The following is a 25765-nucleotide window of genomic DNA, read 5'->3' on the forward strand; positions in this document are numbered from 1 at the left end:
TCGCAACACGTCAAGTAAATCTGAATTTGAATGGCACTACGACCGTTGACCAAGTGAAAAAATCCGTAGTAGACAACATCAAAGATAAAATTGATGTTCCAGCAAGCTACTTGAAAAATGCAGTCTTTCCTGGACCATTTACAGCCGGTGTCAATCAAGTGATTCCGTATGAACTCTTTGGTGGTGATGGCATGTTGACTCGTCTTTTGCTCAAATCCTCAAACGGCGCCCCATGGTCAGATAATGGCTCAGCTAAGCATCCAGGTCTATTGCCACTAGCGGGCTTAGGCAAAGGCCAATATTTCTACCAAGTTTCATTGGACGGTAATGCTGCAGGTAAACAAGACAAAGCTCTGTTAGAACAGTTAAAAGCAAATGGAACACATTTGTATAAAGCAACTGTTACAGTGTATGGAGCAACCAAAGATGGCAAAGCGGACTTGAAGAATGTCATTGCGACGAAATCTGTGACGATTAACCTAAAAGGTGAAAAGAAAGCGGACTCTAAAGGACAATCTCAACAAGGTCAAAATGATCAGGCACAAAACCAAGGTAAAAAAGCAGATTATGACGGAAGCAAGCATTCAAATAAAGGTGGAACACCTTCTGCGACATCTTCAAAAGGTGGACAAGCTACAGCAAGCAAAAAATCGCTTCCTAATACAGGTCAAAAATCCTCTCTTGGCTTGACAGTCCTAGGACTTCTTGGATTAAGTGCAGCAGCTATTTTAGCACTTGTTGGCATGAAACGCAGAGAAAAGAAATAATTCTCGCACTTTGTGAGCGATAACGCTTGAATCAAGTATAGAAATAGTGTTATACTTTTTCGTGGTATAACACTATTTTTCACAATAGAGGTAAGAAAATGACGAAGAGAATTTTGTTAGTAGATGATGAAGTAGAGATTACCGAGATTAACAAGCGTTATTTAACACAGGCAGGTTATGAAGTCAATGTGGCTCATGATGGGCAGGAAGCTTTGGAGCTTTTTAAGAAATATCCGATTGATTTGATTATCACCGACATTATGATGCCCAACATGGACGGGTATGATTTGATTGGCGAAGTGCAGTATCTTGCTCCGGAGCAACCTTTCCTTTTTATCACTGCTAAAACATCTGAACCGGATAAAATTTATTCCCTCAGTATGGGAGCGGATGATTTTATTACCAAACCTTTCAGTCCGCGGGAGTTGGTGTTGCGGGTGCACAATATCTTGCGGCGGATTCACCGCAGTGTGGGAGCAGATGAAAAACTCCAACTAGGGGATTTAGAGATAAATCATGCAACGCGCGAAGTGACAGTGCACGGACAATCGTTGATGATGACCATTAAATCTTTTGAGTTGCTATGGATTTTAGCCAGCAATCCTCAGCGGGTCTTTTCTAAGACAGAATTGTATGAGAAAGTCTGGCAAGAAGATTTTGTAGATGATACAAATACGTTGAATGTTCACATCCATGCCTTGCGGCAAGATTTAGCAAAATACAGTACAGAAAAAACACCCACGATCAAGACTATTTGGGGGCTGGGCTATAAGATAGAGGTGTAAGATGAAATTAAAGCACTTTATTATTGTGGGTTACCTCATTTCCACAACCATCACAGTTGTTGCCATTATCTGGTCTGTCAACACCATGCTGATTTCAAAAAGTGATATTTATTTTATTATTGGGATTAGTATTCTAGCAAGTATTACAGGTGCATTGGTCAGTCTTTTACTGTTGAGCCGCGTTTTTCTCTCTTTGGATAAATTAAAACAGCTCATCAAAGGTATTTCAGATAAGAAGTTTGAAACGGTCAATACAATTAAAAATCCAACAGAGTTTAAAGAATTAGCAGATGCTTTCAACGAAATGTCAACGGATTTACAAGATACTTTTGCTTCTTTAGAAGAAAGCGAGAAAGAAAAGGGCTTGATGATTGCTCAGCTCTCACACGATATTAAAACGCCTTTGACATCCATTCAAGCGACGGTGGAGGGAATGTTAGATGGTGTGATTGCAGCTGACGAGCAGCAGTATTATCTCAAAACCATCAGTCGGCAGACCGATCGCCTAAATAAACTGGTGGAAGAGTTAAGCTTCATTACGTTAAATACCATGCATGAACCAGATACACCGATAGAAAAAGAGGAGATTTATCTTGATAAGCTCTTGATTGATATTATGTCGGAGTTCCAATTGGTGATTGATAAAGAAGACCGAGATATTCGGATTTCGGTACAGCCAGAATCAGCAAAAATTATTAGCAATTATGATAAACTTTCACGGCTTATTCTCAATCTTGTGAGCAATGCTTTTAAGTATTCGGAAGCAGGCACCAAGCTTACTATTGATGCGGCGGTTGACAATAAGCGCTTGACTTTAACGGTGGCAGATGAAGGTCAGGGCATTAAGTCAGAGGATTTGGAGAAAATATTTAAACGACTTTATCGGGTAGAATCTTCTCGCAATATGAAAACTGGCGGGCACGGTCTAGGACTCTATATCGCGCGTGAATTGGCACATCAACTGGGTGGAGATATTTTCGTTCAGAGCGAATATGGGCAAGGTAGCAGTTTTTCGCTTGTATTAGATTTATAAAATGAAAGTGAGATAGACTAGAAAAATGAACATTTCGGGTTATCTCATTCTTTATTTTTATTAGTTAGTTTGCAGTCTTTGAAAAATCCGATATTTCCTACTGTATGGCGCATGCTCCGAAGGCCGTCCAAGAAGCAGCTACGTATGTAGTGGATTACTTTGCAGATGCAGTGAAACATTTGGAGAAGTTGTTGTATCAAAATAGTATAAAGGCTTAAGAAAATTTTCTTAGGCTTTTTGTGTGCTGCCATTATCCTTAATCAAAAAATTTTTTTGGTTTCATGTTATAATAAACCTATGGAAAACAAGAATAAATTACTGTTGATTGACGGTTCGTCCGTCGCTTTTCGTGCTTTTTTTGCACTGTATAATCAAATTGACCGATTCAAGAGTCCGTCTGGGCTTCACACCAATGCCATTTACGGCTTCCATCTTATGCTTAATCACTTGATAGAACGTGTACAGCCAACTCATATCTTGGTGGCTTTTGATGCGGGAAAGACTACCTTTCGGACAGAGATGTATGCTGATTACAAGGGTGGTCGGGCTAAAACGCCAGAGGAATTTCGTGAGCAGCTGCCTTTTATTCGCGAAATGCTAGATAAGCTGGGTATTTGCTATTATGATTTGGATCAGTATGAGGCAGATGACATTATCGGTACTTTGGATAAAATGGCTGAAAACACGGCTGTTTCCTACGATGTGACAATCGTGAGTGGAGACAAGGATTTGATCCAGCTGGCCGATGATAATACTATTGTGGAAATTTCTAAAAAAGGTGTGGCTGAGTTCGAGAAATTCACACCAGCCTACCTCATGGAAAAAATGGGAATTACACCCACACAATTTATTGACCTTAAGGCTCTTATGGGCGATTCCTCAGACAATATCCCTGGAGTGACTAAAATCGGTGAGAAAACGGGACTCAAGCTTCTTTTGGAATATGGCTCTCTGGAAGGTATTTATAACAACATTGACCAAATGAAACAGTCTAAGATGAAGGAAAATCTCATCAATGACAAGGACATTGCTTTCTTATCTAGAACACTTGCAACCATTGATACCCAAGCCCCAATCGAAATTGGTTTGGAAGATATTCTCTATCAAGGTCCGAATATCAAACAATTAAGCAGATTTTACGATGAAATGGGCTTTAAGCAATTTAAGCAAGCGCTAGAAACAGAAGCAGAGCCAGAAGAGGAGGCTGACATTGCTTTTGAGGAAGTGACGGAAGTCCGTCCAGAAATGCTCAGTAAAGATGATTTTTTCTACTTTGAAATGTTGGGTGACAATTGCCACATTGACGAGATGGTGGGCTTTGCTTGGGGGAATGCACGACAGATTTATGCCAGTCAGGACATCAGTCTCTTGCAACAACCAGCTTTCAAAGAATTTTTGGGAAATACAGCCCTCAAGGTTTATGATTTTAAACGCTCCAAAGTCTTGCTCAGTCGCTTAGGCATTGAGCTTTCGCAGCCCGCATTTGATAGCCGTTTAGCTAAGTACCTTCTTTCAACCGTTGATAACAATGAAATCGCAACAATTGCTGGCCTTTATGGCAAGACCAAACTCGCTGAAGATGAGGTGGTTTATGGAAAAGGAGCTAAGCGGGCACTGCCTGAAAAAGCTATTTTACTGAGTCATTTAGCCAGAAAAGTCACAGTTCTCATTGAAACGGAAAAGCCTATGACAGACTTGCTATGTCGGCATGACCAACTCAATCTACTGTACGAAATGGAGCAACCTTTAGCCTTTGTGCTGGCTAAAATGGAGATTGCTGGTATCAAAGTAGAACGCGAAACATTGCAAACTATGCAGGCTGAAAATGAGAGAATTCTGATTCGGCTAACTCAGGAAATCTATGAGCTTGCTGGTGAGGAGTTTAACATTAATTCGCCTAAACAGTTGGGGGGTATTCTCTTTGAAAAACTAGGTTTGCCAACGTCTTTTACTAAGAAAACCAAAACGGGCTACTCTACGGCAGTAGATGTATTGGAACGTTTGGCACCAATCGCACCAATTGTGGAGAAGATTTTGGACTATCGGCAGATTGCTAAGATTCAGTCGACTTATGTCATGGGATTGCAGGACTGGATTCTAGCGGACGGAAAGATTCATACTCGCTATCTTCAAGATTTGACTCAGACAGGACGCCTATCAAGTGTTGACCCTAATCTGCAAAATATCCCAATCCGCCTAGAGCAAGGGCGCTTGATTCGGAAGGCTTTTGTGCCAGAGTGGGAGAACAGTGTCTTACTTAGCTCTGATTATTCGCAAATTGAGTTGCGGGTTTTGGCGCATATTTCAGGTGATGAGCATTTGATTGAGGCTTTCAGACACGGGGCAGATATTCACACTTCAACAGCCATGCGGGTTTTTGGTATTGAAAAGCCAGAAGATGTGACACCAAATGACCGCCGCAATGCCAAAGCTGTTAACTTTGGTGTTGTTTACGGAATTTCTGACTTTGGACTTGCCAACAATCTGGGTATTAGTCGTAAGGAAGCGAAGTCCTATATTGATACTTATTTTGAGCGCTATCCGGGTATCAAAAATTATATGGAAAATGTAGTGCGAGAGGCAAGAGACAAGGGCTATGTAGAAACTCTCTTTCACCGTCGTCGGGAGATCCCGGATATCAATTCTCGTAACTTCAATGTCCGAGGATTTGCGGAACGGACAGCTATCAATTCACCGATTCAAGGCTCAGCCGCAGACATTCTTAAAATTGCAATGATTCGACTGGATCAAGCTCTGACAGATGGGAATTTTAAAACCAGAATGCTATTGCAAGTTCATGACGAAATTGTGCTTGAAGTACCCGCAAATGAATTGACTGCTATCAAAACGCTGGTTAAAGAGATTATGGAATCTGCTATTGAACTCTCTGTTCCGTTGAAAGCGGACGAAAGTGCCGGCAAGACCTGGTATGAAGCGAAGTAGAATCAAAAGTACCCCAAAGAGCTATATCATTCTGATTTTTTAGCTGTGTTCAGTTCAGATCAGAAACTTTCAAGGCAAATACATCAACTTTATAAAATATTTGTGTTTCTGGTTCAAAAAGGGACGGTATGGCTCACGATGCATGAAAGATTACGGAGAAAATTTTATGATCTATCATTTCAAAAATCCCAGCGACGGGATTGTCAAGCATTATTTAGAAAATAGCAAGGTGATTGCGGTTGTTGGTTTATCAGATCGAGAAGAGGCAACCAGCCACCGTGTATCCAAAGAGATGCAAGAACGGGGCTATCGGATTGTTCCAGTCAATCCCCGAGCAGCCGGTGGTCAGATTTTAGGTGAGACCGTCTATGCTAACCTCAAAGATATTCCGTTTTCAGTGGATATTGTTGATGTCTACCGTCGCAGTGAGTTTTTGCCAGATGTGGCGCGTGATTTTCTGCAAGTGAATGCTAAGATTTTCTGGGCACAATTAGGCTTGGAAAATGAAGAAGCCGAGCAAATCCTTCGTGCAGTTGGGCACGATGATATTGTCATGAACCGCTGTATCAAGCAGGAGCATACCCGTCTGATTTTAGAAGGGTAAATGCCAACGTTGGTGATATCAGAGGTAATTCTGGTTCAGGAAAAACGAGTCTGGCAAAGAAATTGCAAGAGTATTATGGACGAAGGACACTTGTCATTTATCAAAATGTCGTTCGCCGTGACATACTAAAAGAAAAAGTCGGGCCGGACAATTTGTCAATCTCTTTGACGGCAACCATTGCCCGTTATGGCTATGAGCGAGATTTGTTGGTTATCGTTGAAGGATTTTATGAAACAGATATTTACGGGCAAATGCTAGAAGAACTGCGTGCTCTCTTTTATCCAAAAGTTCTGTCTTACTATTATGATTTGACTTTTGAAGAGACAGTTCGTCGCCACCAAACCAGGAGCAAGAAAGCAGATTTCAGTCCAGCTGACATGAAACGTTGGTGGAAAGAATGTGATTTCTTAGGTTGGGAAGTAGCAACTTTTACAGATCAAGATTCGCTGAAAGATGCCTTTCAAGAAATTTCTAAAAAAATCAATTTGTTCTAAAAAATTAAGTTTGGTTTAAGCTAACTTGGTTATACTATATTTATCAAATGAAGACCTCCTAACTTTGTTTGATAGAAATCCTAAACTTTTTCATAATAATCTCCCTAATAAAGTCACCCAATTGGTGGCTTTTTTGTGTAGAGTTTATGATACTGCGCGTTAGTTGAGTGATTGTGCGAGATAAAAATAGAGTGAACTTAAAAGACCTGAACAACTGTCCAAGTCTTTGTGAGGTTAATTTTATTTTTCAGAGTTAGAAAAATTAAGAAAAAATCGGAGTTTGTTCTTTTTCCTTTCTGACAGTTTCATAGAAAAGAGTCTGAGCTGTATAAACGTAGGGATAAACATAAATAGAAGCAATTCCAAAAGTAAGGGCACTTAGCAAGTACCAACCGATAAAGGTTAAATCAAGAACAAATCTCTTTCCCTTGTAACCTTTCATCATCTGACGACTCGCACGGATTACTTTAAAGGCGCCATCGTAGCTATTGTTTTCCAAGCTGTCAAAGAGGATAAATTCCACTTGAGAATAGGCATAGTACTGAGGGAGTGCAATCAGAACGCCTATAATCATCAAGAGAAAACCGATAAGAATGTAGAGCAATAAAGTTCCAATAGTTGTTTGAAGCGCAACGTTTTGTGAGATATCTTGAGAATTGGGGAGGAGTTTAATGATACTAAAACTAGCAAGAATCATCATGCCGCTCCCAATCCAGACGAAAAGATTCCATAGAAATAGTAAAATACGCTTGAGCAAAAGTGTCATGAAAACAGGACCAATTATTTTACTGTCAAAAGTCCGAATGGAATCTGTAAAATGCACCTCTTGTCGTTTTCCACGAATGACTTCCAGTAAGGTCCAAAAGGCAGCAGTTAAAAAGAAAGATACGATAAAACTAATCGCTACTGGGAACAATGAGCGATTGATCCCGTGGACAACCGTATTTTGGATACCATATTGTAAGATATTATTGGACAAGGTGTCTGAAGAATAATTGTAAACAACGGAAACAATCGCAGTCACAATTGGCACTAAAAAGAGTGCGTAGATTCCCTTGGTTTGGCGCTGGATACGACGAGCTTCTGCTCGCAATTCACTTAAGTTCATATTTGCCTCCTATATTGAAAAATATTATACCATATTCTTCTAAGAGAAAGAAAAGTTTTTATCTACTTTATCTTTCTTCCTTTTTTTGATAAAATCATACAGGATGTTGTGAGTCAAATGAACTCACACACTGTAAAATGAAGGTCTGGGACTGTTTTTTCCAGTATCGGAGGTAAAAATGTCAGATTCACCGATTCAATATCGTTTGATTAAAAAAGAGAAGCACACAGGTGCTCGTTTGGGAGAAATTATCACGCCGCATGGCACTTTCCCAACTCCCATGTTTATGCCCGTGGGAACTCAGGCAACTGTAAAAACGCAGTCGCCAGAAGAACTCAAAGAAATGGGTTCAGGGATTATTTTATCCAATACCTACCATCTCTGGTTGCGGCCGGGTGATGAGCTGATTGCGCGTTCTGGTGGGCTTCATAAATTTATGAACTGGGATCAGGCTATTCTGACAGACAGCGGTGGTTTTCAAGTTTATTCCTTGGCAGACAGCCGTAACATCACCGAAGAAGGGGTGACCTTCAAGAATCACCTGAACGGCGCAAAAATGTTTCTCTCCCCAGAAAAGGCCATTTCTATTCAAAACAATCTAGGCAGTGACATCATGATGTCCTTTGATGAATGCCCGCAGTTCTATCAACCGTACGATTATGTCAAGAAATCCATTGAGCGGACCAGCCGCTGGGCAGAGCGTGGACTCAAAGCGCATCGCCGTCCGCATGACCAGGGTCTCTTTGGGATTGTGCAGGGTGCTGGTTTTGAAGATTTGCGCCGCCAGTCAGCCCATGATTTGGTTAGTATGGATTTTCCAGGATATTCCATTGGTGGTTTAGCTGTAGGTGAATCTCATGAAGAGATGAATGCAGTATTGGACTTTACAACACAGATGTTACCTGAAAACAAGCCCCGCTACCTCATGGGAGTGGGAGCGCCAGACAGCCTGATTGACGGGGTAATACGTGGTGTGGATATGTTTGACTGCGTGCTGCCGACACGAATTGCCAGAAATGGTACCTGCATGACCAGTGAGGGGCGTTTGGTCGTAAAAAATGCTCAATTTGCAGAGGATTTCACACCGCTGGATCATAACTGTGATTGCTACACCTGCAAAAACTATACGCGTGCTTATCTTCGTCATTTACTTAAGGCCGATGAAACCTTTGGACTCCGTCTAACCAGCTATCATAATCTCTATTTCCTCATCAATCTGATGAAAAATGTCCGCCAAGCCATTCTAGATGACAATTTGCTTGAATTTCGTGAAGATTTCATCGAGCGCTATGGTTACAATCATTCAAAGAGGAATTTCTAGATGAATCACGGTGAGAAGTCGTTAGTAGAAGTAGTCAAGAATTATTTGCTGGATGGGAAAAAACATACGCTAGCGATTTACGGTCACGGTGCTTCTGGAAAATCTACTTTTGCCAAACGTTTAGTAGAAAGTCTGGGGCGAGAGCGAGTTAATCTGCTTGCGGCTGATCCTTATATAATAGACGGGGAATATCGTGACTTGCTGGCAGTTAGAGAATTTCCAGAGCAAAAAGTGACAGCCTGTCTTCCAGTGGTTCATGAATTGAAGAGCTTGAAACGTGATATAAGAGCCTTGCAATCTGGCTGTGATATAGTGACGATTGATCAACCTTGGGCACCAAGTCAACGACTTTCAGTGGAAAAATCAATTCTAATTGTAGAAGGCATGTCAGTTGCTTTTCTGCCGAAAGAGTTGTTTGATTTGTCCATTTGTTTTTACACCGATGCAGCGACGGAATTAGATCGCCGCTTGTCCCGTGATGTAGCAGTACGTAATCGGCAGCCTGAGTGGATTGAGAGAACGCACCAAGCGCGTCGTGAGCAATATGAGCGTTATTATAGACCTTATCACGACCTTGCAGATATATTGATTTGTCAATCGGGAAATACTTTTAAAGTTAAAAAATCTCTATTTTAAAAGATAAAGTTACGTTAAGCTAGTTTTAAGGTTGAAAAGTTATTCTATATTTATCCTAAAACTTTTCTTTTTCATAATCTCCCAAATGCCACTACATTATGTTAGTGGTGTTTTTGTTTAGAAAATGCTCTTTGCGATTGATTGGTTTAGTGTTACAATTAGAACAAATAATCAAGGAGATAAAAAAATGAAATTAAATTCACTCGATTTTAAAATCGTTGTCTCAGTTATGTTTTGTATTGTAAGTGCCTGGCTTATTCCTTTTTTAGGTATTTTACCGGCTTCTTTTTCGGCTTTGCTGTGTGTACAGGAAGAGGGGCTGGCAAGCAAAAAAGTGAATATTATCGGATTCTAGCAATGCTGGTAGGTGGTTTAGCGGCTGTTCTTTTGATTTGCTGTTATCATTTCATCCCAAGTAAGATAACATTGTTCTGTCTGTTAATGTTAGCTATTCTTGGAACTCTATATGTTAGCAAATCGGTTGCCTTACCTCCTTTCTTAGCGAGAATTGCAGTTTTAACATTACTGATTGTTGCGATTATGGGAAAAGGAGACTTGCTCTACGTAGCAAATAGACTGTTATCCACTATCTACGGAGCGATTGTTGCTTGGGGTGTTTCAATAGTACCAATAAAGCAAGACAAAAAATAATATTCAATACTCATTATTTAGAAAATATGAACAAGAGAAATTAGTAAGTCTTCTCTTGTTTTTTATCCTTCGCCGAGCTAAATTCGTTTTTTGCCTTGTAAAGTCTCTTTTTGTCAAAGAAATCTCAAAAAAATTATCAAATCCCTTGCAATCAGTGAATCTTTGTGTTATTCTATTATGGTGCTGTGAAAAAACAGTCTGTAGCTTTGATGCAAGAGGTTGCGACACGCTCGGTTGCATTGCCACGCAATGGCGTCTCGGTTTTCTTGTGGAGCTAGCCTATTATCTTAAATAGACGAAAAGGAGAAAAAGATGGCAAACAAAAAAATCCGTATCCGTTTGAAAGCGTACGAACACCGTACACTTGATACAGCGGCTGCAAAAATCGTAGAAACTGCTACTCGTACAGGTGCAGAAGTTGCAGGACCAATCCCACTTCCAACTGAGCGTAGCCTCTACACAATCATTCGTGCGACTCATAAATACAAAGATTCTCGCGAACAATTTGAAATGCGTACACACAAACGCTTGATTGACATCATCAACCCAACTCAAAAAACGGTTGATGCTTTGATGAAGTTGGATCTTCCAAGTGGTGTGAACGTGGAAATCAAACTTTAATCAGATGCAAGATAAAAGTATTCGGATTTAACTGAATACGGGATAAGAGCTCTGCAAAAAAGATAAACTTCCTAGTGTTTGTCGAACACTGCGTCAGTTTCCTATTTTTGCCAGACTCTCTTAACGCCCTTAATATCTTAATCTTGAGCATAAAAAACGCTCGTTAAAAACTTTTTGAAAAAATATAGAAAAGGAAACATTTTCTCATGACAAAAGGAATCTTAGGGAAAAAAGTGGGAATGACTCAAATCTTCACTGAAGCTGGCGAATTGATCCCTGTAACTGTTGTTGAAGCAACACCAAACGTGGTTCTTCAAGTAAAAACAGTTGAAACAGATGGTTATAACGCTGTTCAAGTCGGTTTTGACGATCTTCGTGATGTATTGAGCAACAAACCTGCTAAAGGACATGTAGCGAAAGCTAACACGGCTCCTAAGCGCTTCATTCGTGAATTCAAAAACATTGAAGGCTTAGAGGTCGGTGCAGAAATCACAGTGGATACATTCGAAGCTGGCGATGTTGTTGATGTAACAGGAACTTCAAAAGGTAAAGGTTTCCAAGGTGTTATCAAACGCCACGGTCAATCACGTGGTCCAATGGCTCACGGTTCTCGTTATCACCGTCGTCCTGGTTCTATGGGACCAGTTGCGCCTAACCGTGTTTTCAAAAACAAACACTTGGCAGGACGCATGGGTGGCAACCGTGTAACGATTCAAAACCTTGAAATCGCACAAGTTGTTCCAGAGAAAAACGTTATCCTCATCAAAGGTAACGTGCCTGGTGCTAAGAAATCTCTTATCACTATCAAGTCAGCAGTTAAAGCTGGTAAATAATAAAGAAAGGGGAAATCAGTCATAATGGCAAACGTAAAATTATTTGACCAAACTGGTAAAGAAGCTGGTGAAGTAGTTCTTAACGATGCAGTATTTGGTATTGAGCCAAATGAATCAGTTGTATTTGATGTTGTTATCAGTCAACGTGCAAGCCTTCGTCAAGGAACTCACGCTGTTAAAAACCGCTCTGCAGTATCAGGTGGCGGACGCAAACCATGGCGTCAAAAAGGAACTGGACGTGCGCGTCAAGGTTCTATTCGCTCTCCACAATGGCGTGGTGGTGGTACCGTATTTGGTCCAACTCCTCGTTCATACGCCTACAAACTTCCACAAAAAGTTCGTAGATTGGCACTTAAATCAGTTTATTCTGAAAAAGTTGCTGAGGACAAATTCGTAGCTGTAGACAGCCTTTCATTTACAGCTCCAAAGACTGCTGAGTTTGCGAAAGTACTTGCTGCACTTGGCATTGATTCAAAAGTACTTGTAATTCTTGAAGAAGGAAACGAATTTGCTACACTTTCAGCTCGTAACCTTCCAAATGTGAAAGTTGCAACAGCAACAACTGCAAGTGTTCTTGATATCGTAAATAGCGACAAACTTCTTGTTACTAAAGAAGCTATCTCTACAATCGAGGAGGTTCTTGCATAATGAATTTGTATGACGTAATCAAAAAGCCTATCATCACAGAAAGCACAATGGCTCTTCTTGAAGAAGGTAAGTACGTATTTGAAGTGGACACTCGCGCTCATAAACTTTTGATCAAACAAGCGGTTGAAGCTGCTTTTGACGGAGTGAAAGTTGCAAACGTGAACACGATCAATGTAAAACCAAAAGCAAAACGTGTAGGGCGTTATACTGGTTTTACAAACAAAACTAAAAAAGCTATCATCACTCTTACAGCTGATTCTAAAGCAATCGAGTTGTTCGGTGCTGAAGCAGAATAATCTAAGGAGGAAATATCGTGGGAATCAGAGTTTACAAACCAACTACAAATGGTCGCCGTAATATGACTTCTTTGGATTTCGCTGAAATCACAACGAGCACTCCAGAAAAAACTTTGCTTGTTTCTTTGAACAACAAAGCGGGTCGTAACAACAACGGTCGTATCACTGTTCGTCACCAAGGTGGTGGACACAAACGCCATTACCGTTTGATTGACTTCAAACGTAACAAAGACGGTGTTGAAGCAGTTGTTAAAACAATTGAATACGATCCAAATCGTTCAGCAAACATCGCTCTTGTACATTACACTGACGGTGTGAAAGCTTATATCATCGCTCCTAAAGGCCTTGAAGTCGGTCAACGCATCGTTTCTGGACCAGAAGCGGATATTAAAGTCGGAAATGCTCTTCCACTTGCTAATATCCCGGTTGGTACATTGATTCATAATATTGAATTGAAACCAGGACATGGTGGTGAATTAGTACGTGCTGCTGGAGCTTCTGCTCAAGTGCTCGGTCAAGAAGGCAAATATGTTCTTGTTCGTTTGCAATCAGGCGAAGTTCGCATGATTCTTGGGACTTGCCGTGCAACTGTCGGTGTTATTGGAAATGAACAACATGGATTGGTTAACCTTGGTAAGGCTGGACGTAGCCGTTGGAAAGGTATTCGTCCAACAGTTCGCGGTTCTGTAATGAACCCGAACGATCACCCGCACGGTGGTGGTGAAGGTAAAGCACCAGTTGGTCGTAAAGCGCCATCTACTCCATGGGGCAAACCTGCTCTTGGACTTAAAACTCGTAACAAAAAAGCGAAATCTGACAAACTCATCGTTCGTCGTCGCAACGAGAAATAATCTAAAACAATCTATCCGCCAGCTCGGTAGCGCTGATTGTCAGTGCAAGCCGTTGTGGTACATATTTTAAAGGAGAAAACATAAAAATGGGACGCAGTCTTAAAAAAGGACCTTTCGTCGATGAGCATTTGATGAAAAAAGTTGAAGCTCAAGCCAACGACGAAAAGAAAAAAGTCATCAAAACTTGGTCACGTCGTTCAACGATTTTCCCAAGTTTCATCGGATATACAATTGCAGTTTATGATGGACGTAAACATGTTCCTGTTTACATCCAAGAAGACATGGTAGGGCACAAGCTTGGTGAATTTGCACCAACTCGTACTTACAAAGGTCACGCTGCTGACGACAAGAAAACACGTAGATAAGAGAGGAGAAAAACATGGCAGAAATTACTTCAGCTAAAGCAATGGCTCGTACAGTGCGCGTTTCACCTCGTAAATCTCGTCTAGTTCTTGACAATATCCGCGGGAAAGACGTCGCTGACGCAATCGCAATCTTGAAATTCACACCAAACAAAGCTGCTGGCATTATCGAAAAAGTGTTGAACTCAGCAATCGCTAATGCAGAAAACAACTTTGGTTTGGAAAAAGCAAACTTGGTAGTATCTGAAGCTTACGCAAACGAAGGACCAACAATGAAACGTTTCCGTCCACGTGCAAAAGGTTCAGCTTCACCAATCAACAAACGCACTAGCCACATCACAGTGGTCGTTGCAGAAAAATAAGGAGGTAAAATCGTGGGTCAAAAAGTACATCCAATAGGTATGCGTGTCGGTATCATCCGTGACTGGGATGCCAAATGGTATGCTGAAAAAGAATACGCGGATTACCTTCATGAAGATCTTGCAATCCGTAAATTCGTTCAAAAAGAATTAGCTGACGCAGCTGTTTCAACTATTGAAATCGAACGCGCAGTAAATAAAGTAAACGTTTCTCTTCACACTGCTAAACCAGGTATGGTTATCGGTAAAGGTGGAGCAAACGTTGATGCACTTCGTGCAAAGCTTAACAAATTGACTAGTAAACAAGTCCACATCAACATCATTGAAATCAAATCACCAGATTTGGATGCTCATCTTGTTGGTGAAGGAATTGCTCGCCAATTAGAACAACGTGTTGCTTTCCGTCGTGCTCAAAAACAAGCAATCCAACGTACCATGCGTGCGGGAGCTAAAGGAATTAAAACTCAAGTATCTGGCCGCTTGAACGGTGCTGATATCGCTCGTAGTGAAGGGTATTCTGAAGGAACTGTTCCGCTTCATACGCTTCGTGCAGATATTGATTACGCTTGGGAAGAAGCAGATACTACTTACGGTAAACTTGGTGTTAAAGTCTGGATTTACCGCGGAGAAGTTCTTCCAGCTCGTAAAAACACTAAAGGAGGTAAATAACCAATGTTAGTACCTAAACGTGTTAAACACCGTCGCGAATTTCGTGGTAAAATGCGCGGTGAAGCTAAAGGTGGTAAAGAAGTAGCATTTGGAGAATATGGTCTTCAAGCGACTACTAGCCATTGGATCACAAACCGCCAAATCGAAGCTGCTCGTATCGCTATGACGCGTTACATGAAACGTGGTGGTAAAGTTTGGATTAAAATCTTCCCACACAAATCATACACTGCCAAAGCTATCGGGGTTCGTATGGGATCTGGGAAAGGTGCTCCAGAAGGTTGGGTTGCGCCAGTTAAACGTGGTAAAGTGATGTTTGAAATCGCTGGTGTGCCTGAGGAAGTTGCTCGTGAAGCGCTTCGTCTTGCAAGCCACAAATTACCAGTTAAAACAAAATTCGTGAAACGTGAAGCTGAATAAGGAGAAGGCATGAAACTTAATGAAGTAAAAGAATTTGTTAAAGAACTTCGTGGTCTTTCTCAAGAAGAACTCGCGAAGCGTGAAAGAGAATTGAAGAAAGAATTGTTTGATCTTCGTTTCCAAGCAGCAACAGGTCAATTAGAACAAACTGCACGCTTGAAAGAAGTGAAAAAGCAAATCGCTCGTATCAAAACTGTTCAATCAGAAATGAAATAATAGACTTGGGAAAGGAGAAATTCTAAAATGGAACGTAATCAACGTAAAACGCTTGTTGGACGCGTCGTTTCTGACAAGATGGATAAAACAATCACAGTTGTAGTTGAAACAAAACGTAACCACCCAGTCTATGGTAAGCGTATTAACTACTCTAAAAAATACAAAGCGCATGATGAAAATAACATCGCTAAAGAAGGCGATATTGTTCGTATCATGGAAACTCGTCCGCTTTCAGCTACAAAACGCTTCCGTCTTGTAGAAGTTGTAGAAGAAGCAGTTATCATCTAATCAAACCAGAAAGGAGAAAACTTAAATGATTCAAACAGAAACTCGTTTGAAAGTTGCTGACAACAGCGGTGCCCGCGAAATCTTGACAATCAAAGTTCTTGGTGGTTCAAAGCGTAAATTCGCTAGCATTGGTGATGTCATCGTTGCATCTGTAAAACAAGCTACTCCTGGTGGTGCGGTTAAAAAAGGTGACGTTGTAAAAGCGGTTATCGTTCGTACTAAATCAGGTGCTCGTCGCAAAGATGGTTCATACATCAAATTTGACGAAAATGCTGCAGTGATTATCCGTGATGATAAAACTCCTCGCGGAACACGTATCTTTGGTCCAGTTGCACGTGAATTGCGTGAAGGTGGATTCATGAAGATCGTTTCACTTGCTCCAGAAGTACTTTAATCAAAAACAAACTAAGTCCCCTATCTTCGACAGATAGGGTGCCCTTCAGGGCGTAAGAAATCAAAGGAGAAACCAATGTTTGTAAAAACTGGCGACAAAGTTCGCGTGATTGCTGGTAAAGACAAAGGTGTTGAAGCCAAAGTCGTTGCCGCACTTCCAAAAGTAAATAAAGTTGTTGTTGAAGGTGTAAATATCATCAAGAAACACCAAAAACCTAATAACGAAAACCCTCAAGGTGCTATCGTGGAAAAAGAAGCACCAATCCATGTGTCAAACGTTCAAGTACTTGACAAAAATGGTGTTGCAGGACGTGTTGGCTACAAGTTTGTAGACGGCAAAAAAGTTCGTTACAATAAAAAATCAGGCGAAGTGCTTGACTAATCACGAAGGAAAGGAGAAGTATAATGGCAAATCGTTTAAAAGAAAAATATCTTAAAGAAGTAGTTCCTGCTTTGACTGAAAAGTTCAACTACTCATCTGTTATGGCTGTGCCAAAAGTGGATAAAATCGTTTTGAACATGGGTGTTGGTGACGCTGTTTCAAATGCTAAAAATCTTGAAAAAGCTGCTGAAGAGCTTGCTCTTATCTCAGGTCAAAAACCACTTATCACTAAAGCTAAAAAATCTATCGCCGGCTTCCGTCTTCGTGAAGGTGTAGCGATCGGTGCTAAGGTAACTCTTCGTGGTGAACGCATGTATGAATTCTTGGATAAATTGGTTACTGTATCACTTCCACGTGTTCGTGACTTCCACGGTGTTCCAACAAAATCATTTGATGGACGCGGGAACTACACACTTGGTGTGAAAGAACAATTGATTTTCCCAGAAATCAACTTTGATGATGTTGACAAGACTCGCGGTCTTGACATTGTTATTGTAACAACTGCTAACACGGATGAAGAATCACGTGAATTGCTTACAGGCCTTGGAATGCCTTTTGCAAAATAATCTAGGAGGTAAATAAATTGGCTAAAAAATCAATGATTGCTAAGAACAAACGCCCTGCGAAGTTCTCTACGCAAGCTTACACTCGTTGCGAACGTTGTGGTCGTCCACATTCAGTTTACCGCAAGTTTAAACTTTGCCGTGTTTGCTTCCGTGAATTGGCATACAAAGGACAAATTCCGGGCGTTACCAAAGCTTCTTGGTAATTATAGTTTCCTTTTCGTCATGAGTCGTTGTTATTCGCTCTTACTTAACTCAAGTTATGCCTACGAGCGAATGCCTAGACTTATCTAGGAAATGAAATCTATAAACAAAACTTATGAGCCTAGCTCAATCATTAACTAGCAAGTGAATTATCAAACTACTAGTAAGAGGAGAAAAATAAAATGGTTATGACTGACCCAATTGCAGACTTTTTGACACGTATTCGTAATGCGAATCAAGCAAAACATGAAGTGCTAGAAGTACCTGCATCAAATATCAAAAAAGGGATTGCTGAAATCCTTAAACGCGAAGGTTTTGTGAAGAACGTTGAGTACATTGAAGATGATAAACAAGGTGTTATTCGTGTATTCCTTAAATACGGTCAAAACGGTGAAAAAGTTATCACTGGTTTGAAACGTGTTTCAACACCAGGACTTCGTGTTTACAAAAAATGTGAAGATCTTCCAAAAGTCTTGAATGGACTTGGAATTGCGATTATCTCAACATCTGAAGGCTTGTTGACTGACAAAGAAGCACGCCAAAAGAATGTTGGTGGGGAAGTAATCGCCTACGTTTGGTAATTGCATGATACAAAGAGCGTGACGGACAAAGTGAAAATAGGAAATCTAGCGATGAATGCCCGCATTCAAGATAAATTTATCTTTTTCACACAGGCCGTAGCTCGTGTTCAGATTGGCAAAACTGATTTGAATGATATATTTGAATAAAACGTTAGAACTATCATACAAACTGCTATGATAGTTCCCCCGTGAAAACTGGCCGTCCTCGGACGACCTGACAATTTAACAGGAGAAAAAATAACATGTCACGTATTGGTAATAAAGTTATTGCATTGCCTGCGGGTGTCGAATTGACAAACAAAGACAATGTAGTAACTGTAAAAGGACCTAAAGGAGAACTCACTCGTACGTTCTCTAAAGATATTGATATTCGTGTGGAAGGAACTGAAGTAACTCTTCACCGTCCAAACGATACAAAAGAAATGAAAACAATCCACGGAACAACTCGTGCTCTTTTGAACAACATGGTTCATGGTGTATCAGAAGGATTCAAGAAAGAACTTGAAATGCGTGGGGTTGGATACCGTGCTCAACTTCAAGGTAAAAAATTGGTACTTTCAGTTGGTAAATCTCATCCAGATGAAGTGGAAGCTCCTGAAGGTATTACTTTTGAACTTCCAAATCCAACGACTATTGTTGTGAACGGAATCTCAAAAGAAGTAGTTGGACAAACTGCTGCTTATATCCGTAGCTTGCGTGCTCCTGAACCATATAAAGGGAAAGGTATCCGCTACGTTGGTGAATTTGTTCGCCGTAAAGAAGGTAAAACAGGTAAATAATGTTAAACGGTTGTTCTTCAACCGAAATAATTATTTCCAACTTTGTGCTTAGGCACACAATAAAATTAAGAGGTGAAAATTGTGATTTCGAAACCAGATAAAAACAAAGTCCGCCAAAAACGCCATCGTCGCGTTCGCGGAAAACTCTCTGGAACTGCTGATCGCCCACGTTTGAACGTTTTTCGTTCTAATACAGGCATCTACGCTCAAGTAATTGATGACGTAGCGGGTGTAACGCTCGCAAGCGCTTCAACTCTTGACAAAGAAGTTTCAAAAGGAACTAAGACTGAACAAGCCGTTGTTGTTGGAAGACTCGTTGCTGAACGTGCAGTTGCTAAAGGTATTTCTGAAGTGGTGTTTGACCGCGGTGGATATCTATATCACGGACGTGTAAAAGCTTTGGCTGATGCAGCTCGTGAAAACGGATTGAAATTCTAATAGGGAGGACACTAAAAAATGGCATTTAAAGACAATGCAGTTGAACTTGAAGAACGCGTAGTTGCGATTAACCGTGTTACAAAAGTTGTTAAAGGTGGACGTCGTCTTCGTTTTGCAGCTCTTGTAGTTGTTGGTGACCGTAATGGTCGTGTTGGCTTTGGTACTGGTAAAGCTCAAGAAGTACCAGAAGCAATTCGCAAAGCCGTTGAAGATGCAAAGAAAAACCTAATTGAAGTACCAATGGTTGGCACAACAATTCCACACGAAGTAACATCTGAATTTGGTGGGGCTCGTGTCTTGTTGAAACCAGCTGTAGAAGGTGCTGGAGTAGCTGCTGGTGGTGCTGTTCGTGCCGTCATTGAATTGGCAGGTGTAGCAGATGTAACATCTAAATCACTTGGTTCTAACACTCCAATCAACATCGTTCGCGCAACTGTTGAAGGTTTGAAACAATTAAAACGCGCTGAAGAAGTTGCTGCCCTTCGTGGTATTTCAGTTTCTGACTTAGCATAAGAAAGGAGATTCACATGGCTCAAATTAAAATCACTTTGACAAAGTCTCCAATCGGACGCATTCCGTCACAACGTAAAACTGTTGTAGCACTTGGACTTGGCAAATTAAATAGCTCAGTTATCAAAGAAGATAATGCTGCTGTTCGTGGTATGATTACAGCAGTATCACACTTGGTAACTGTTGAAGAAGTTAAGTAAGCAATCATTTCGCTAACAAAACTTTAAATTGAAATAAACTAGGGGATGAGAGGATTTTCTCAGCCCCTTAAACTAAATATATGTATAGGCGAGTTTATACTGAGGACACCTTTTTCTCAGTATAAGCGCTAGCATTTTACAAAAGAGGAGAAAAAATATAATGAAACTTCATGAATTACAACCTGCTACAGGTTCTCGTAAAGTCCGCAACCGTGTTGGACGTGGTACTTCATCTGGTAATGGTAAAACAGCTGGACGTGGTCAAAAAGGTCAAAAAGCTCGTAGTGGTGGTAAAGTTCGTCTTGGTTTTGAAGGTGGACAAACACCATTGTTCCGTCGTATGCCAAAACGCGGTTTCTTGAATATCAATCGTAAAGAATACGCAATTGTAAATCTTGATCAATTGAATGTTTTTGAAGACGGGACAGAAGTAACTCCAGTTGTCCTTATTGAAGCAGGAATTGTAAAAGCTGAAAAATCTGGTGTTAAGATTCTTGGTAACGGCGAATTGACAAAGAAATTGACTGTGAAGGCAGCTAAATTCTCTAAATCAGCCGAAGAAGCTATCACTGCTAAAGGTGGTTCAGTGGAAGTCATCTAAGCGAGGTGACCTATGTTTTTTAAACTATTAAAAGATGCATTAAAAATCAAACAGGTTCGTTCAAAAATTCTCTTTACAATTTTTATTGTATTGGTATTTCGAATTGGTACGACGATTACTGTTCCAGGTGTTAATGCAAAAAGCTTGGAAGCTCTTAATGGGCTTTCATTTCTAAACATGCTCAGCCTTGTGTCAGGTAATGCTTTGCGAAATTTCTCAGTATTTGCATTGGGAGTTAGTCCGTATATTACCGCCTCTATTGTTGTTCAATTGCTACAAATGGATATTTTACCTAAGTTTGTAGAATGGGGCAAGCAAGGTGAAGTTGGACGAAGAAAGTTAAATCAAGCAACGCGCTATATTGCCTTAGTCTTGGCGTTTGTTCAATCTATCGGTATTACAGCAGGTTTCCATACCTTGTCTAGTGCTAAGTTGGTGGCAACACCTAACTGGCAAACTTATTTGCTGATTGGTTTCCTTTTGACAACAGGTTCTATGATTGTGACTTGGTTAGGGGAACAAATCACAGATAAAGGCTATGGTAATGGTGTTTCTATGATTATCTTTGCAGGTATCGTAGCAGCAATTCCAGGAATGATTAAGAGTATATATGTAGACTACTTTGTCAATGTACCAAGCAGCCGTATTACTTCATCTATCATTTTTGTGACTATTCTGATTATAGCTGTTTTGCTCATTGTTTACTTTACAACATTCGTTCAACAAGCAGAATACAAAATTCCAATCCAGTATACAAAGATTGCGCAAGGTGCGCCTTCTAGCTCATACCTTCCTTTGAAGGTCAATCCAGCAGGTGTTATTCCGGTTATCTTTGCAAGTTCAATTACTGCCGCACCCGCAGCTATTTTCCAATTCTTGACAGCTACAGGTCATAATGCACAGTGGGTTCGAGTGGCTCAGTCCTTGTTTGCAACAACAACCGCAAGCGGAATTGTGATGTACGCACTCTTGATTATTTTGTTTACATTTTTCTATACATTTGTACAAATTAATCCAGAGAAAACTGCAGAGAATTTGCAAAAGAGTGGTGCTTATATTCATGGTGTACGTCCGGGTAAAGGTACAGAAGAATACATGTCCAAGCTGCTTCGCCGCCTGGCGACAGTTGGTTCACTTTTCTTGGGCTTTATTTCGATTTTACCGATTTTAGCAAAAGATTTGTTTGGATTGACAGATGCTGTTGCTTTAGGTGGTACTAGTTTGCTGATTATTATTGCAACTGGTATTGAAGGAATGAAACAGCTTGAAGGTTACCTTCTGAAGAGAAAATATACTGGCTTTATGAATACAACAGAATAGAAACAGAGTAAAGAAAGATATTCTATACTTTCAAAAGCAATTTGCGTTAAAGTACGAACGCAGTGGTTGATGATGAAAATGAGTTTTTGTTTTCATCCTGAATCAACTATGTTGCGGGGTGGGAGAGCAAATCGAAAATCATAGATTTTCTGAAGTCTGTCCCACTCTTTCTATTTTGTTTTTAAACAAGTTTATTAAGAATTTGTAATAGATTTATTTAAAAACAAAAAAGGAGAAGGATCATGAATCTTTTGATTATGGGCTTGCCAGGTGCAGGCAAGGGTACTCAAGCGGCCAAAATCGTTGAGGAATTTGGTGTTGCGCATATCTCAACAGGGGATATGTTCCGTGCAGCTATGGCAAACCAAACTGAAATGGGTGTACTTGCTAAATCATACATTGACAAAGGCGAATTAGTACCTGATGAAGTGACCAATGGAATTGTCAAAGAACGACTATCACAAGATGATATTAAAGAAAAAGGATTTTTGTTAGACGGTTACCCACGCACCATTGAGCAAGCTTATGCGTTGGATGAGATATTGACTGCCCTTGGTCTTGTTTTGGATGGGGTTGTCAATATTGAAGTAGATCCGAATAGTCTACTAGAGCGCTTGAGTGGACGGATTATTCATAAAAAAACGGGAGAAACTTTCCATAAAGTATTTAATCCACCAGCAGATTATAATGAAGAAGATTATTACCAACGTGAAGATGACAAACCTGAAACAGTGAAACGTCGTTTGGATGTCAACATTGCACAAGGTCAGCCGATTATTGATCATTATCGCGCTAAAGGTTTGGTTTATGATACTCAAGGAAATCAAGAGATTGATGATGTATTTAAAGATATTGAAAAAGTCTTGTTGAAGTTAAAATAAAAGCGTTTTTTACACTTGCAATATTTGACAAGTAGTGATACAATGAATTAGTCTGACTTATAATTGTTACCTCTGTGCTCAGAGGAATGAATCGAAATTTAGGGGGGTGCTTTTGCGTGGCAAAAGACGATGTGATTGAAGTTGAAGGCAAAGTAGTTGATACAATGCCGAATGCAATGTTTACGGTTGAACTTGAAAATGGACATCAGATTTTAGCAACAGTTTCTGGTAAAATTCGTAAAAACTATATTCGTATTTTAGCGGGAGACCGTGTTACTGTCGAGATGAGTCCTTATGATTTGACACGTGGACGGATCACTTACCGCTTTAAATAATCGAAATACTTGGAGGGATAAGAAATGAAAGTAAGACCATCGGTCAAACCAATTTGCGAATACTGTAAAGTTATTCGTCGTAATGGTCGTGTTATGGTGATTTGCCCAGCAAATCCAAAACACAAACAACGTCAAGGATAATAGAAAGGAGAAAAAATGGCTCGTATTGCTGGAGTTGATATTCCAAATGACAAACGTGTAGTTGTTTCACTGACTTATGTATACGGTATTGGTCTTCCAACATCTAAGAAAATTTTAGCAGCTGCTGGAGTTTCAGAGGATATTCGTGTGAAAGATTTAACATCTGATCAAGAAGACGCTATCCGTCGTGAAGTGGATGCTATCAAAGTTGAAGGTGACCTTCGTCGTGAAGTAAACTTAAACATCAAACGTTTGATGGAAATTGGTTCATATCGTGGAATCCGTCATCGTCGTGGACTTCCTGTACGTGGACAAAACACTAAGAACAACGCTCGCACTCGTAAAGGTAAAGCTGTTGCGATTGCTGGTAAGAAAAAATAATATAAGGAGGTAAAAAGTCTTGGCTAAACCAACACGTAAACGTCGTGTGAAGAAAAATATCGAATCTGGTATTGCTCATATTCACGCTACATTTAACAACACTATTGTTATGATTACTGATGTGCATGGTAACGCAATTGCTTGGTCATCTGCCGGAGCTCTTGGATTTAAAGGTTCTCGTAAATCTACACCATTTGCTGCCCAAATGGCATCTGAAGCTGCTGCAAAGTCTGCACAAGAACACGGTCTTAAATCAGTTGAAGTTACTGTTAAAGGTCCAGGTTCTGGTCGTGAGTCAGCTATTCGTGCTCTTGCTGCCGCTGGTCTTGAAGTAACAGCTATTCGTGATGTGACTCCTGTGCCACACAATGGTGCTCGTCCTCCAAAACGTCGCCGTGTATAATCATAAACCATTACACTGCTTTTCGTTTAAGAGGGAGTAACTAAATGATTGAGTTTGAAAAACCAAATATAACAAAAATTGATGAAAATAAAGACTATGGCATATTTGTAGTAGAACCACTAGAACGTGGTTATGGTACAACGCTTGGGAACTCACTTCGCCGTGTACTTCTTGCATCTCTACCAGGTGCTGCTGTGACATCTATCAATATCGAAGGTGTTCTACACGAGTTTGATACAGTTCCAGGTGTCCGTGAAGACGTCATGCAAATTATTTTGAACGTCAAAGGGATTGCTGTAAAATCTTACGTCGAAGACGAAAAGACAATTGAGCTTGATGTTGAAGGTCCTGCAGAAATCACTGCCGGTGATATTTTGACAGATAGTGATATTGAAATTGTAAACCCTGATCATTATCTCTTTACAATTGGTGAAGGTGCTAGCTTAAAAGCTATTATGACCGTAAATACAGGTCGTGGTTATGTACCGGCTGATGAAAATAAAAAAGATGATGCACCAGTAGGGACGCTTGCGGTAGATTCAATCTATACGCCGGTGAAAAAAGTTAATTATCAAGTTGAACCAGCTCGCGTTGGTAGCAATGATGGTTTTGATAAATTAACTCTTGAAATCATGACAGACGGGACGATTATTCCAGAAGATGCTCTAGGGCTTTCTGCGCGCATTTTAACGGAACATTTAGACCTGTTTACTAACTTAACTGAAGTAGCAAAATCTACCGATGTGATGAAAGAAACAGAAAAAGTTTCAGATGATCGTGTGTTGGATCGTACAATTGAAGAATTAGATTTGTCAGTTCGTTCGTACAACTGTTTGAAACGTGCTGGTATCAATACTGTATTTGATTTGACAGAAAAAACTGAACCTGAAATGATGAAAGTAAGAAATCTAGGACGTAAGAGTCTTGAAGAAGTGAAAGTAAAACTTGCTGATCTCGGTCTTGGATTAAAAAACGATAAATAAAGGAGGAAAACATGGCTTACCGTAAACTAGGACGCACTAGCTCACAACGTAAAGCAATGCTTCGCGATTTGACCACTGACTTGATTATCAACGAATCAATTGTGACAACAGAAGCTCGTGCTAAAGAAATCCGTAAAACAGTTGAAAAAATGATTACTTTGGGTAAACGTGGTGATTTGCATGCTCGCCGTCAAGCAGCAGCTTTTGTTCGTAACGAAATTGCATCAGAAAACTATGATGAAGAAACAGAAAAGTATACTTCAACTACTGCTCTTCAAAAATTATTCTCTGATTTAGCTCCTCGTTATGCAGAACGTAACGGTGGATATACTCGTATCCTTAAAACTGAACCACGTCGTGGTGATGCTGCCCCAATGGCAATCATTGAATTAGTATAATTTTTATCAATTTTGTTGAGTGTTATGATGATGGAGTAATGTTACTCTTAGTCTAGCTCTGGTCTACCGCTAGGATTTTTCCTAGCGGGAACACTCATCTTATGATAAGAAACGTAGACGCTTGTTTACGAAATTGCTTTTACAAAAAAACAATTTCGTAAGCAGGCGTTTTTTAGAATTTCATAATCGATGCTTCACTACAGAATTATAATGCTGAATTTATCACAGCTACTAGTTTTAACTTTATCTGCTGAAAAGTATGTAAAAGTATCTGAAGAGATAGCTAGGTGTATTAAGAAGCACGAAATAGAAACCAAAAAGAGTAGAATAGCTACCAGAAAACCAAAGGGTTCTCCTTCATGTTATCCTT

Annotated in this window: 42 protein-coding genes and 1 pseudogene; 42 read left to right on the top strand and 1 reads right to left on the bottom strand. The window is 40.2% G+C overall.

Going from position 1 to position 25765, the window contains the following annotated elements:
- The 7 genes and pseudogenes from HMPREF2984_RS06140 to HMPREF2984_RS06165 all read left to right on the top strand — a co-directional run.
- A partial coding sequence (locus tag HMPREF2984_RS06140; protein ID WP_142350451.1) for an SSURE domain-containing protein occupies positions 1-767 on the top strand: 767 nt, incomplete at its 5' end.
- A 98-nt stretch (positions 768-865) separates the two neighbouring features.
- Positions 866-1552 (top strand): response regulator transcription factor, encoded by a 687-nt coding sequence (locus HMPREF2984_RS06145; RefSeq protein WP_070670791.1) that lies wholly within the window; start codon positions 866-868, stop codon positions 1550-1552.
- 1 nt (position 1553) lies between these two features.
- Positions 1554-2585: a sensor histidine kinase gene (locus tag HMPREF2984_RS06150; protein ID WP_070670793.1), complete on the top strand. Its 1032-nt coding sequence runs from the start codon at positions 1554-1556 to the stop codon at positions 2583-2585.
- Between the two features lie 71 nt (positions 2586-2656).
- Positions 2657-2803, top strand: a pseudogene (locus HMPREF2984_RS09945) (haloacid dehalogenase); the annotation flags it as partial.
- Between the two features lie 79 nt (positions 2804-2882).
- Positions 2883-5528: a DNA polymerase I gene (gene polA, locus HMPREF2984_RS06155; RefSeq protein WP_070670808.1), complete on the top strand. Its 2646-nt coding sequence runs from the start codon at positions 2883-2885 to the stop codon at positions 5526-5528.
- A 166-nt stretch (positions 5529-5694) separates the two neighbouring features.
- Positions 5695-6132 carry a CoA-binding protein gene (locus tag HMPREF2984_RS06160; RefSeq protein WP_070670810.1) on the top strand — a complete coding sequence of 146 codons (438 nt, stop codon included), beginning with the start codon at positions 5695-5697 and terminating at the stop codon, positions 6130-6132.
- A gap of 17 nt (positions 6133-6149) precedes the next feature.
- Positions 6150-6626, top strand: a complete 477-nt coding sequence (locus tag HMPREF2984_RS06165) for a kinase (protein ID WP_142350448.1) — start codon at positions 6150-6152, stop codon at positions 6624-6626.
- 262 nt (positions 6627-6888) lie between these two features.
- Here the strand turns inward: HMPREF2984_RS06165 and HMPREF2984_RS06170 are convergent, their stop codons facing one another.
- On the bottom strand, positions 6889-7734 hold the full coding sequence (locus tag HMPREF2984_RS06170) for a DUF975 family protein (protein ID WP_049532998.1): 846 nt from the start codon (positions 7732-7734) through the stop codon (positions 6889-6891).
- Between the two features lie 178 nt (positions 7735-7912).
- On the opposite strand from HMPREF2984_RS06170, the gene tgt reads away from it, so the two are divergent.
- The 35 genes from tgt to HMPREF2984_RS09800 all read left to right on the top strand — a co-directional run.
- Entirely contained in the window at positions 7913-9055 is a 1143-nt protein-coding gene (tgt, locus tag HMPREF2984_RS06175; RefSeq protein WP_049532999.1) for a tRNA guanosine(34) transglycosylase Tgt, read from the top strand.
- Positions 9056-9691 (top strand): uridine kinase family protein, encoded by a 636-nt coding sequence (locus HMPREF2984_RS06180; RefSeq protein ID WP_049533000.1) that lies wholly within the window; start codon positions 9056-9058, stop codon positions 9689-9691.
- 187 nt (positions 9692-9878) lie between these two features.
- Entirely contained in the window at positions 9879-10046 is a 168-nt protein-coding gene (locus tag HMPREF2984_RS09730) for a hypothetical protein (RefSeq protein ID WP_003040631.1), read from the top strand.
- Positions 9992-10342, top strand: a complete 351-nt coding sequence (locus HMPREF2984_RS09445) for an FUSC family protein (protein WP_126407969.1) — start codon at positions 9992-9994, stop codon at positions 10340-10342. Before HMPREF2984_RS09730 ends, HMPREF2984_RS09445 begins: the two co-directional genes overlap by 55 nt.
- 312 nt (positions 10343-10654) lie before the next feature.
- Positions 10655-10963 carry a 30S ribosomal protein S10 gene (rpsJ, locus tag HMPREF2984_RS06190; RefSeq protein WP_002894478.1) on the top strand — a complete coding sequence of 103 codons (309 nt, stop codon included), beginning with the start codon at positions 10655-10657 and terminating at the stop codon, positions 10961-10963.
- Positions 10964-11169: 206 nt separating this feature from the next.
- Entirely contained in the window at positions 11170-11796 is a 627-nt protein-coding gene (gene rplC, locus HMPREF2984_RS06195; protein WP_003026558.1) for a 50S ribosomal protein L3, read from the top strand.
- 24 nt (positions 11797-11820) lie between these two features.
- Entirely contained in the window at positions 11821-12444 is a 624-nt protein-coding gene (gene rplD / locus HMPREF2984_RS06200; protein ID WP_070670797.1) for a 50S ribosomal protein L4, read from the top strand.
- Positions 12444-12740: a 50S ribosomal protein L23 gene (locus HMPREF2984_RS06205; protein ID WP_003026555.1), complete on the top strand. Its 297-nt coding sequence runs from the start codon at positions 12444-12446 to the stop codon at positions 12738-12740. Before rplD ends, HMPREF2984_RS06205 begins: the two co-directional genes overlap by 1 nt.
- Before the next feature lie 17 nt (positions 12741-12757).
- Positions 12758-13591 carry a 50S ribosomal protein L2 gene (rplB, locus tag HMPREF2984_RS06210; protein WP_070670799.1) on the top strand — a complete coding sequence of 278 codons (834 nt, stop codon included), beginning with the start codon at positions 12758-12760 and terminating at the stop codon, positions 13589-13591.
- A gap of 86 nt (positions 13592-13677) precedes the next feature.
- Entirely contained in the window at positions 13678-13956 is a 279-nt protein-coding gene (gene rpsS, locus HMPREF2984_RS06215) for a 30S ribosomal protein S19 (protein WP_000533765.1), read from the top strand.
- A 14-nt stretch (positions 13957-13970) separates the two neighbouring features.
- The gene (gene rplV, locus HMPREF2984_RS06220) at positions 13971-14315 is read left to right on the top strand and encodes a 50S ribosomal protein L22 (protein ID WP_003026550.1); all 345 of its coding nucleotides are present in this window, start codon (positions 13971-13973) and stop codon (positions 14313-14315) included.
- Positions 14316-14327: 12 nt separating this feature from the next.
- The gene (gene rpsC, locus HMPREF2984_RS06225) at positions 14328-14981 is read left to right on the top strand and encodes a 30S ribosomal protein S3 (protein WP_003029478.1); all 654 of its coding nucleotides are present in this window, start codon (positions 14328-14330) and stop codon (positions 14979-14981) included.
- A gap of 3 nt (positions 14982-14984) precedes the next feature.
- The gene (gene rplP, locus HMPREF2984_RS06230) at positions 14985-15398 is read left to right on the top strand and encodes a 50S ribosomal protein L16 (protein ID WP_003029477.1); all 414 of its coding nucleotides are present in this window, start codon (positions 14985-14987) and stop codon (positions 15396-15398) included.
- A gap of 9 nt (positions 15399-15407) precedes the next feature.
- Positions 15408-15614 (top strand): 50S ribosomal protein L29, encoded by a 207-nt coding sequence (gene rpmC, locus HMPREF2984_RS06235; protein WP_003029476.1) that lies wholly within the window; start codon positions 15408-15410, stop codon positions 15612-15614.
- A 27-nt stretch (positions 15615-15641) separates the two neighbouring features.
- Positions 15642-15902, top strand: a complete 261-nt coding sequence (gene rpsQ / locus HMPREF2984_RS06240; RefSeq protein WP_003026542.1) for a 30S ribosomal protein S17 — start codon at positions 15642-15644, stop codon at positions 15900-15902.
- Between the two features lie 25 nt (positions 15903-15927).
- Positions 15928-16296, top strand: a complete 369-nt coding sequence (rplN, locus tag HMPREF2984_RS06245; RefSeq protein ID WP_003026541.1) for a 50S ribosomal protein L14 — start codon at positions 15928-15930, stop codon at positions 16294-16296.
- A 75-nt stretch (positions 16297-16371) separates the two neighbouring features.
- Complete coding sequence (gene rplX, locus HMPREF2984_RS06250) at positions 16372-16677, top strand: 50S ribosomal protein L24 (protein WP_003026539.1); 306 nt, start codon at positions 16372-16374, stop codon at positions 16675-16677.
- 23 nt (positions 16678-16700) lie between these two features.
- Entirely contained in the window at positions 16701-17243 is a 543-nt protein-coding gene (rplE, locus tag HMPREF2984_RS06255; protein ID WP_003040778.1) for a 50S ribosomal protein L5, read from the top strand.
- 17 nt (positions 17244-17260) lie between these two features.
- On the top strand, positions 17261-17446 hold the full coding sequence (locus tag HMPREF2984_RS06260; protein WP_001085699.1) for a type Z 30S ribosomal protein S14: 186 nt from the start codon (positions 17261-17263) through the stop codon (positions 17444-17446).
- Between the two features lie 180 nt (positions 17447-17626).
- Positions 17627-18025, top strand: a complete 399-nt coding sequence (rpsH, locus tag HMPREF2984_RS06265) for a 30S ribosomal protein S8 (protein WP_003026535.1) — start codon at positions 17627-17629, stop codon at positions 18023-18025.
- Positions 18026-18172 carry a hypothetical protein gene (locus HMPREF2984_RS09795; RefSeq protein ID WP_155589714.1) on the top strand — a complete coding sequence of 49 codons (147 nt, stop codon included), beginning with the start codon at positions 18026-18028 and terminating at the stop codon, positions 18170-18172.
- Between the two features lie 95 nt (positions 18173-18267).
- Positions 18268-18804 (top strand): 50S ribosomal protein L6, encoded by a 537-nt coding sequence (gene rplF / locus HMPREF2984_RS06270; protein WP_021002170.1) that lies wholly within the window; start codon positions 18268-18270, stop codon positions 18802-18804.
- Positions 18805-18885: 81 nt separating this feature from the next.
- On the top strand, positions 18886-19242 hold the full coding sequence (gene rplR / locus HMPREF2984_RS06275; RefSeq protein WP_142350449.1) for a 50S ribosomal protein L18: 357 nt from the start codon (positions 18886-18888) through the stop codon (positions 19240-19242).
- A gap of 18 nt (positions 19243-19260) precedes the next feature.
- Complete coding sequence (gene rpsE, locus HMPREF2984_RS06280) at positions 19261-19755, top strand: 30S ribosomal protein S5 (RefSeq protein WP_003029472.1); 495 nt, start codon at positions 19261-19263, stop codon at positions 19753-19755.
- 14 nt (positions 19756-19769) lie between these two features.
- Positions 19770-19952, top strand: coding sequence for a 50S ribosomal protein L30 (rpmD, locus tag HMPREF2984_RS06285; protein ID WP_003029471.1), 183 nt, complete (start codon positions 19770-19772; stop codon positions 19950-19952).
- A gap of 160 nt (positions 19953-20112) precedes the next feature.
- Entirely contained in the window at positions 20113-20553 is a 441-nt protein-coding gene (rplO, locus tag HMPREF2984_RS06290; RefSeq protein ID WP_049517058.1) for a 50S ribosomal protein L15, read from the top strand.
- A gap of 12 nt (positions 20554-20565) precedes the next feature.
- A complete protein-coding gene (secY, locus tag HMPREF2984_RS06295) occupies positions 20566-21873 on the top strand; it encodes a preprotein translocase subunit SecY (protein ID WP_003026523.1) in 1308 nt (435 codons plus the stop codon).
- 242 nt (positions 21874-22115) lie between these two features.
- The gene (locus HMPREF2984_RS06300; RefSeq protein WP_070670801.1) at positions 22116-22754 is read left to right on the top strand and encodes an adenylate kinase; all 639 of its coding nucleotides are present in this window, start codon (positions 22116-22118) and stop codon (positions 22752-22754) included.
- Positions 22755-22870: 116 nt separating this feature from the next.
- Positions 22871-23089, top strand: a complete 219-nt coding sequence (gene infA, locus HMPREF2984_RS06305; protein WP_001029883.1) for a translation initiation factor IF-1 — start codon at positions 22871-22873, stop codon at positions 23087-23089.
- Between the two features lie 24 nt (positions 23090-23113).
- A complete protein-coding gene (gene rpmJ / locus HMPREF2984_RS09450; protein ID WP_001808836.1) occupies positions 23114-23230 on the top strand; it encodes a 50S ribosomal protein L36 in 117 nt (38 codons plus the stop codon).
- A 15-nt stretch (positions 23231-23245) separates the two neighbouring features.
- Positions 23246-23611: a 30S ribosomal protein S13 gene (gene rpsM / locus HMPREF2984_RS06310; protein WP_002262317.1), complete on the top strand. Its 366-nt coding sequence runs from the start codon at positions 23246-23248 to the stop codon at positions 23609-23611.
- A gap of 19 nt (positions 23612-23630) precedes the next feature.
- Entirely contained in the window at positions 23631-24014 is a 384-nt protein-coding gene (gene rpsK / locus HMPREF2984_RS06315; RefSeq protein WP_001118385.1) for a 30S ribosomal protein S11, read from the top strand.
- 44 nt (positions 24015-24058) lie between these two features.
- The gene (locus HMPREF2984_RS06320) at positions 24059-24997 is read left to right on the top strand and encodes a DNA-directed RNA polymerase subunit alpha (RefSeq protein WP_003026514.1); all 939 of its coding nucleotides are present in this window, start codon (positions 24059-24061) and stop codon (positions 24995-24997) included.
- 11 nt (positions 24998-25008) lie between these two features.
- Positions 25009-25395: a 50S ribosomal protein L17 gene (rplQ, locus tag HMPREF2984_RS06325; RefSeq protein WP_003026513.1), complete on the top strand. Its 387-nt coding sequence runs from the start codon at positions 25009-25011 to the stop codon at positions 25393-25395.
- A gap of 189 nt (positions 25396-25584) precedes the next feature.
- On the top strand, positions 25585-25765 hold a 181-nt coding region (locus HMPREF2984_RS09800), incomplete at its 3' end, for a hypothetical protein (RefSeq protein WP_218969689.1).

The organism is Streptococcus sp. HMSC066E07 (genome assembly GCF_001814695.1).
Classification (GTDB): Bacteria; Bacillota; Bacilli; order Lactobacillales; family Streptococcaceae; genus Streptococcus; species Streptococcus hominis.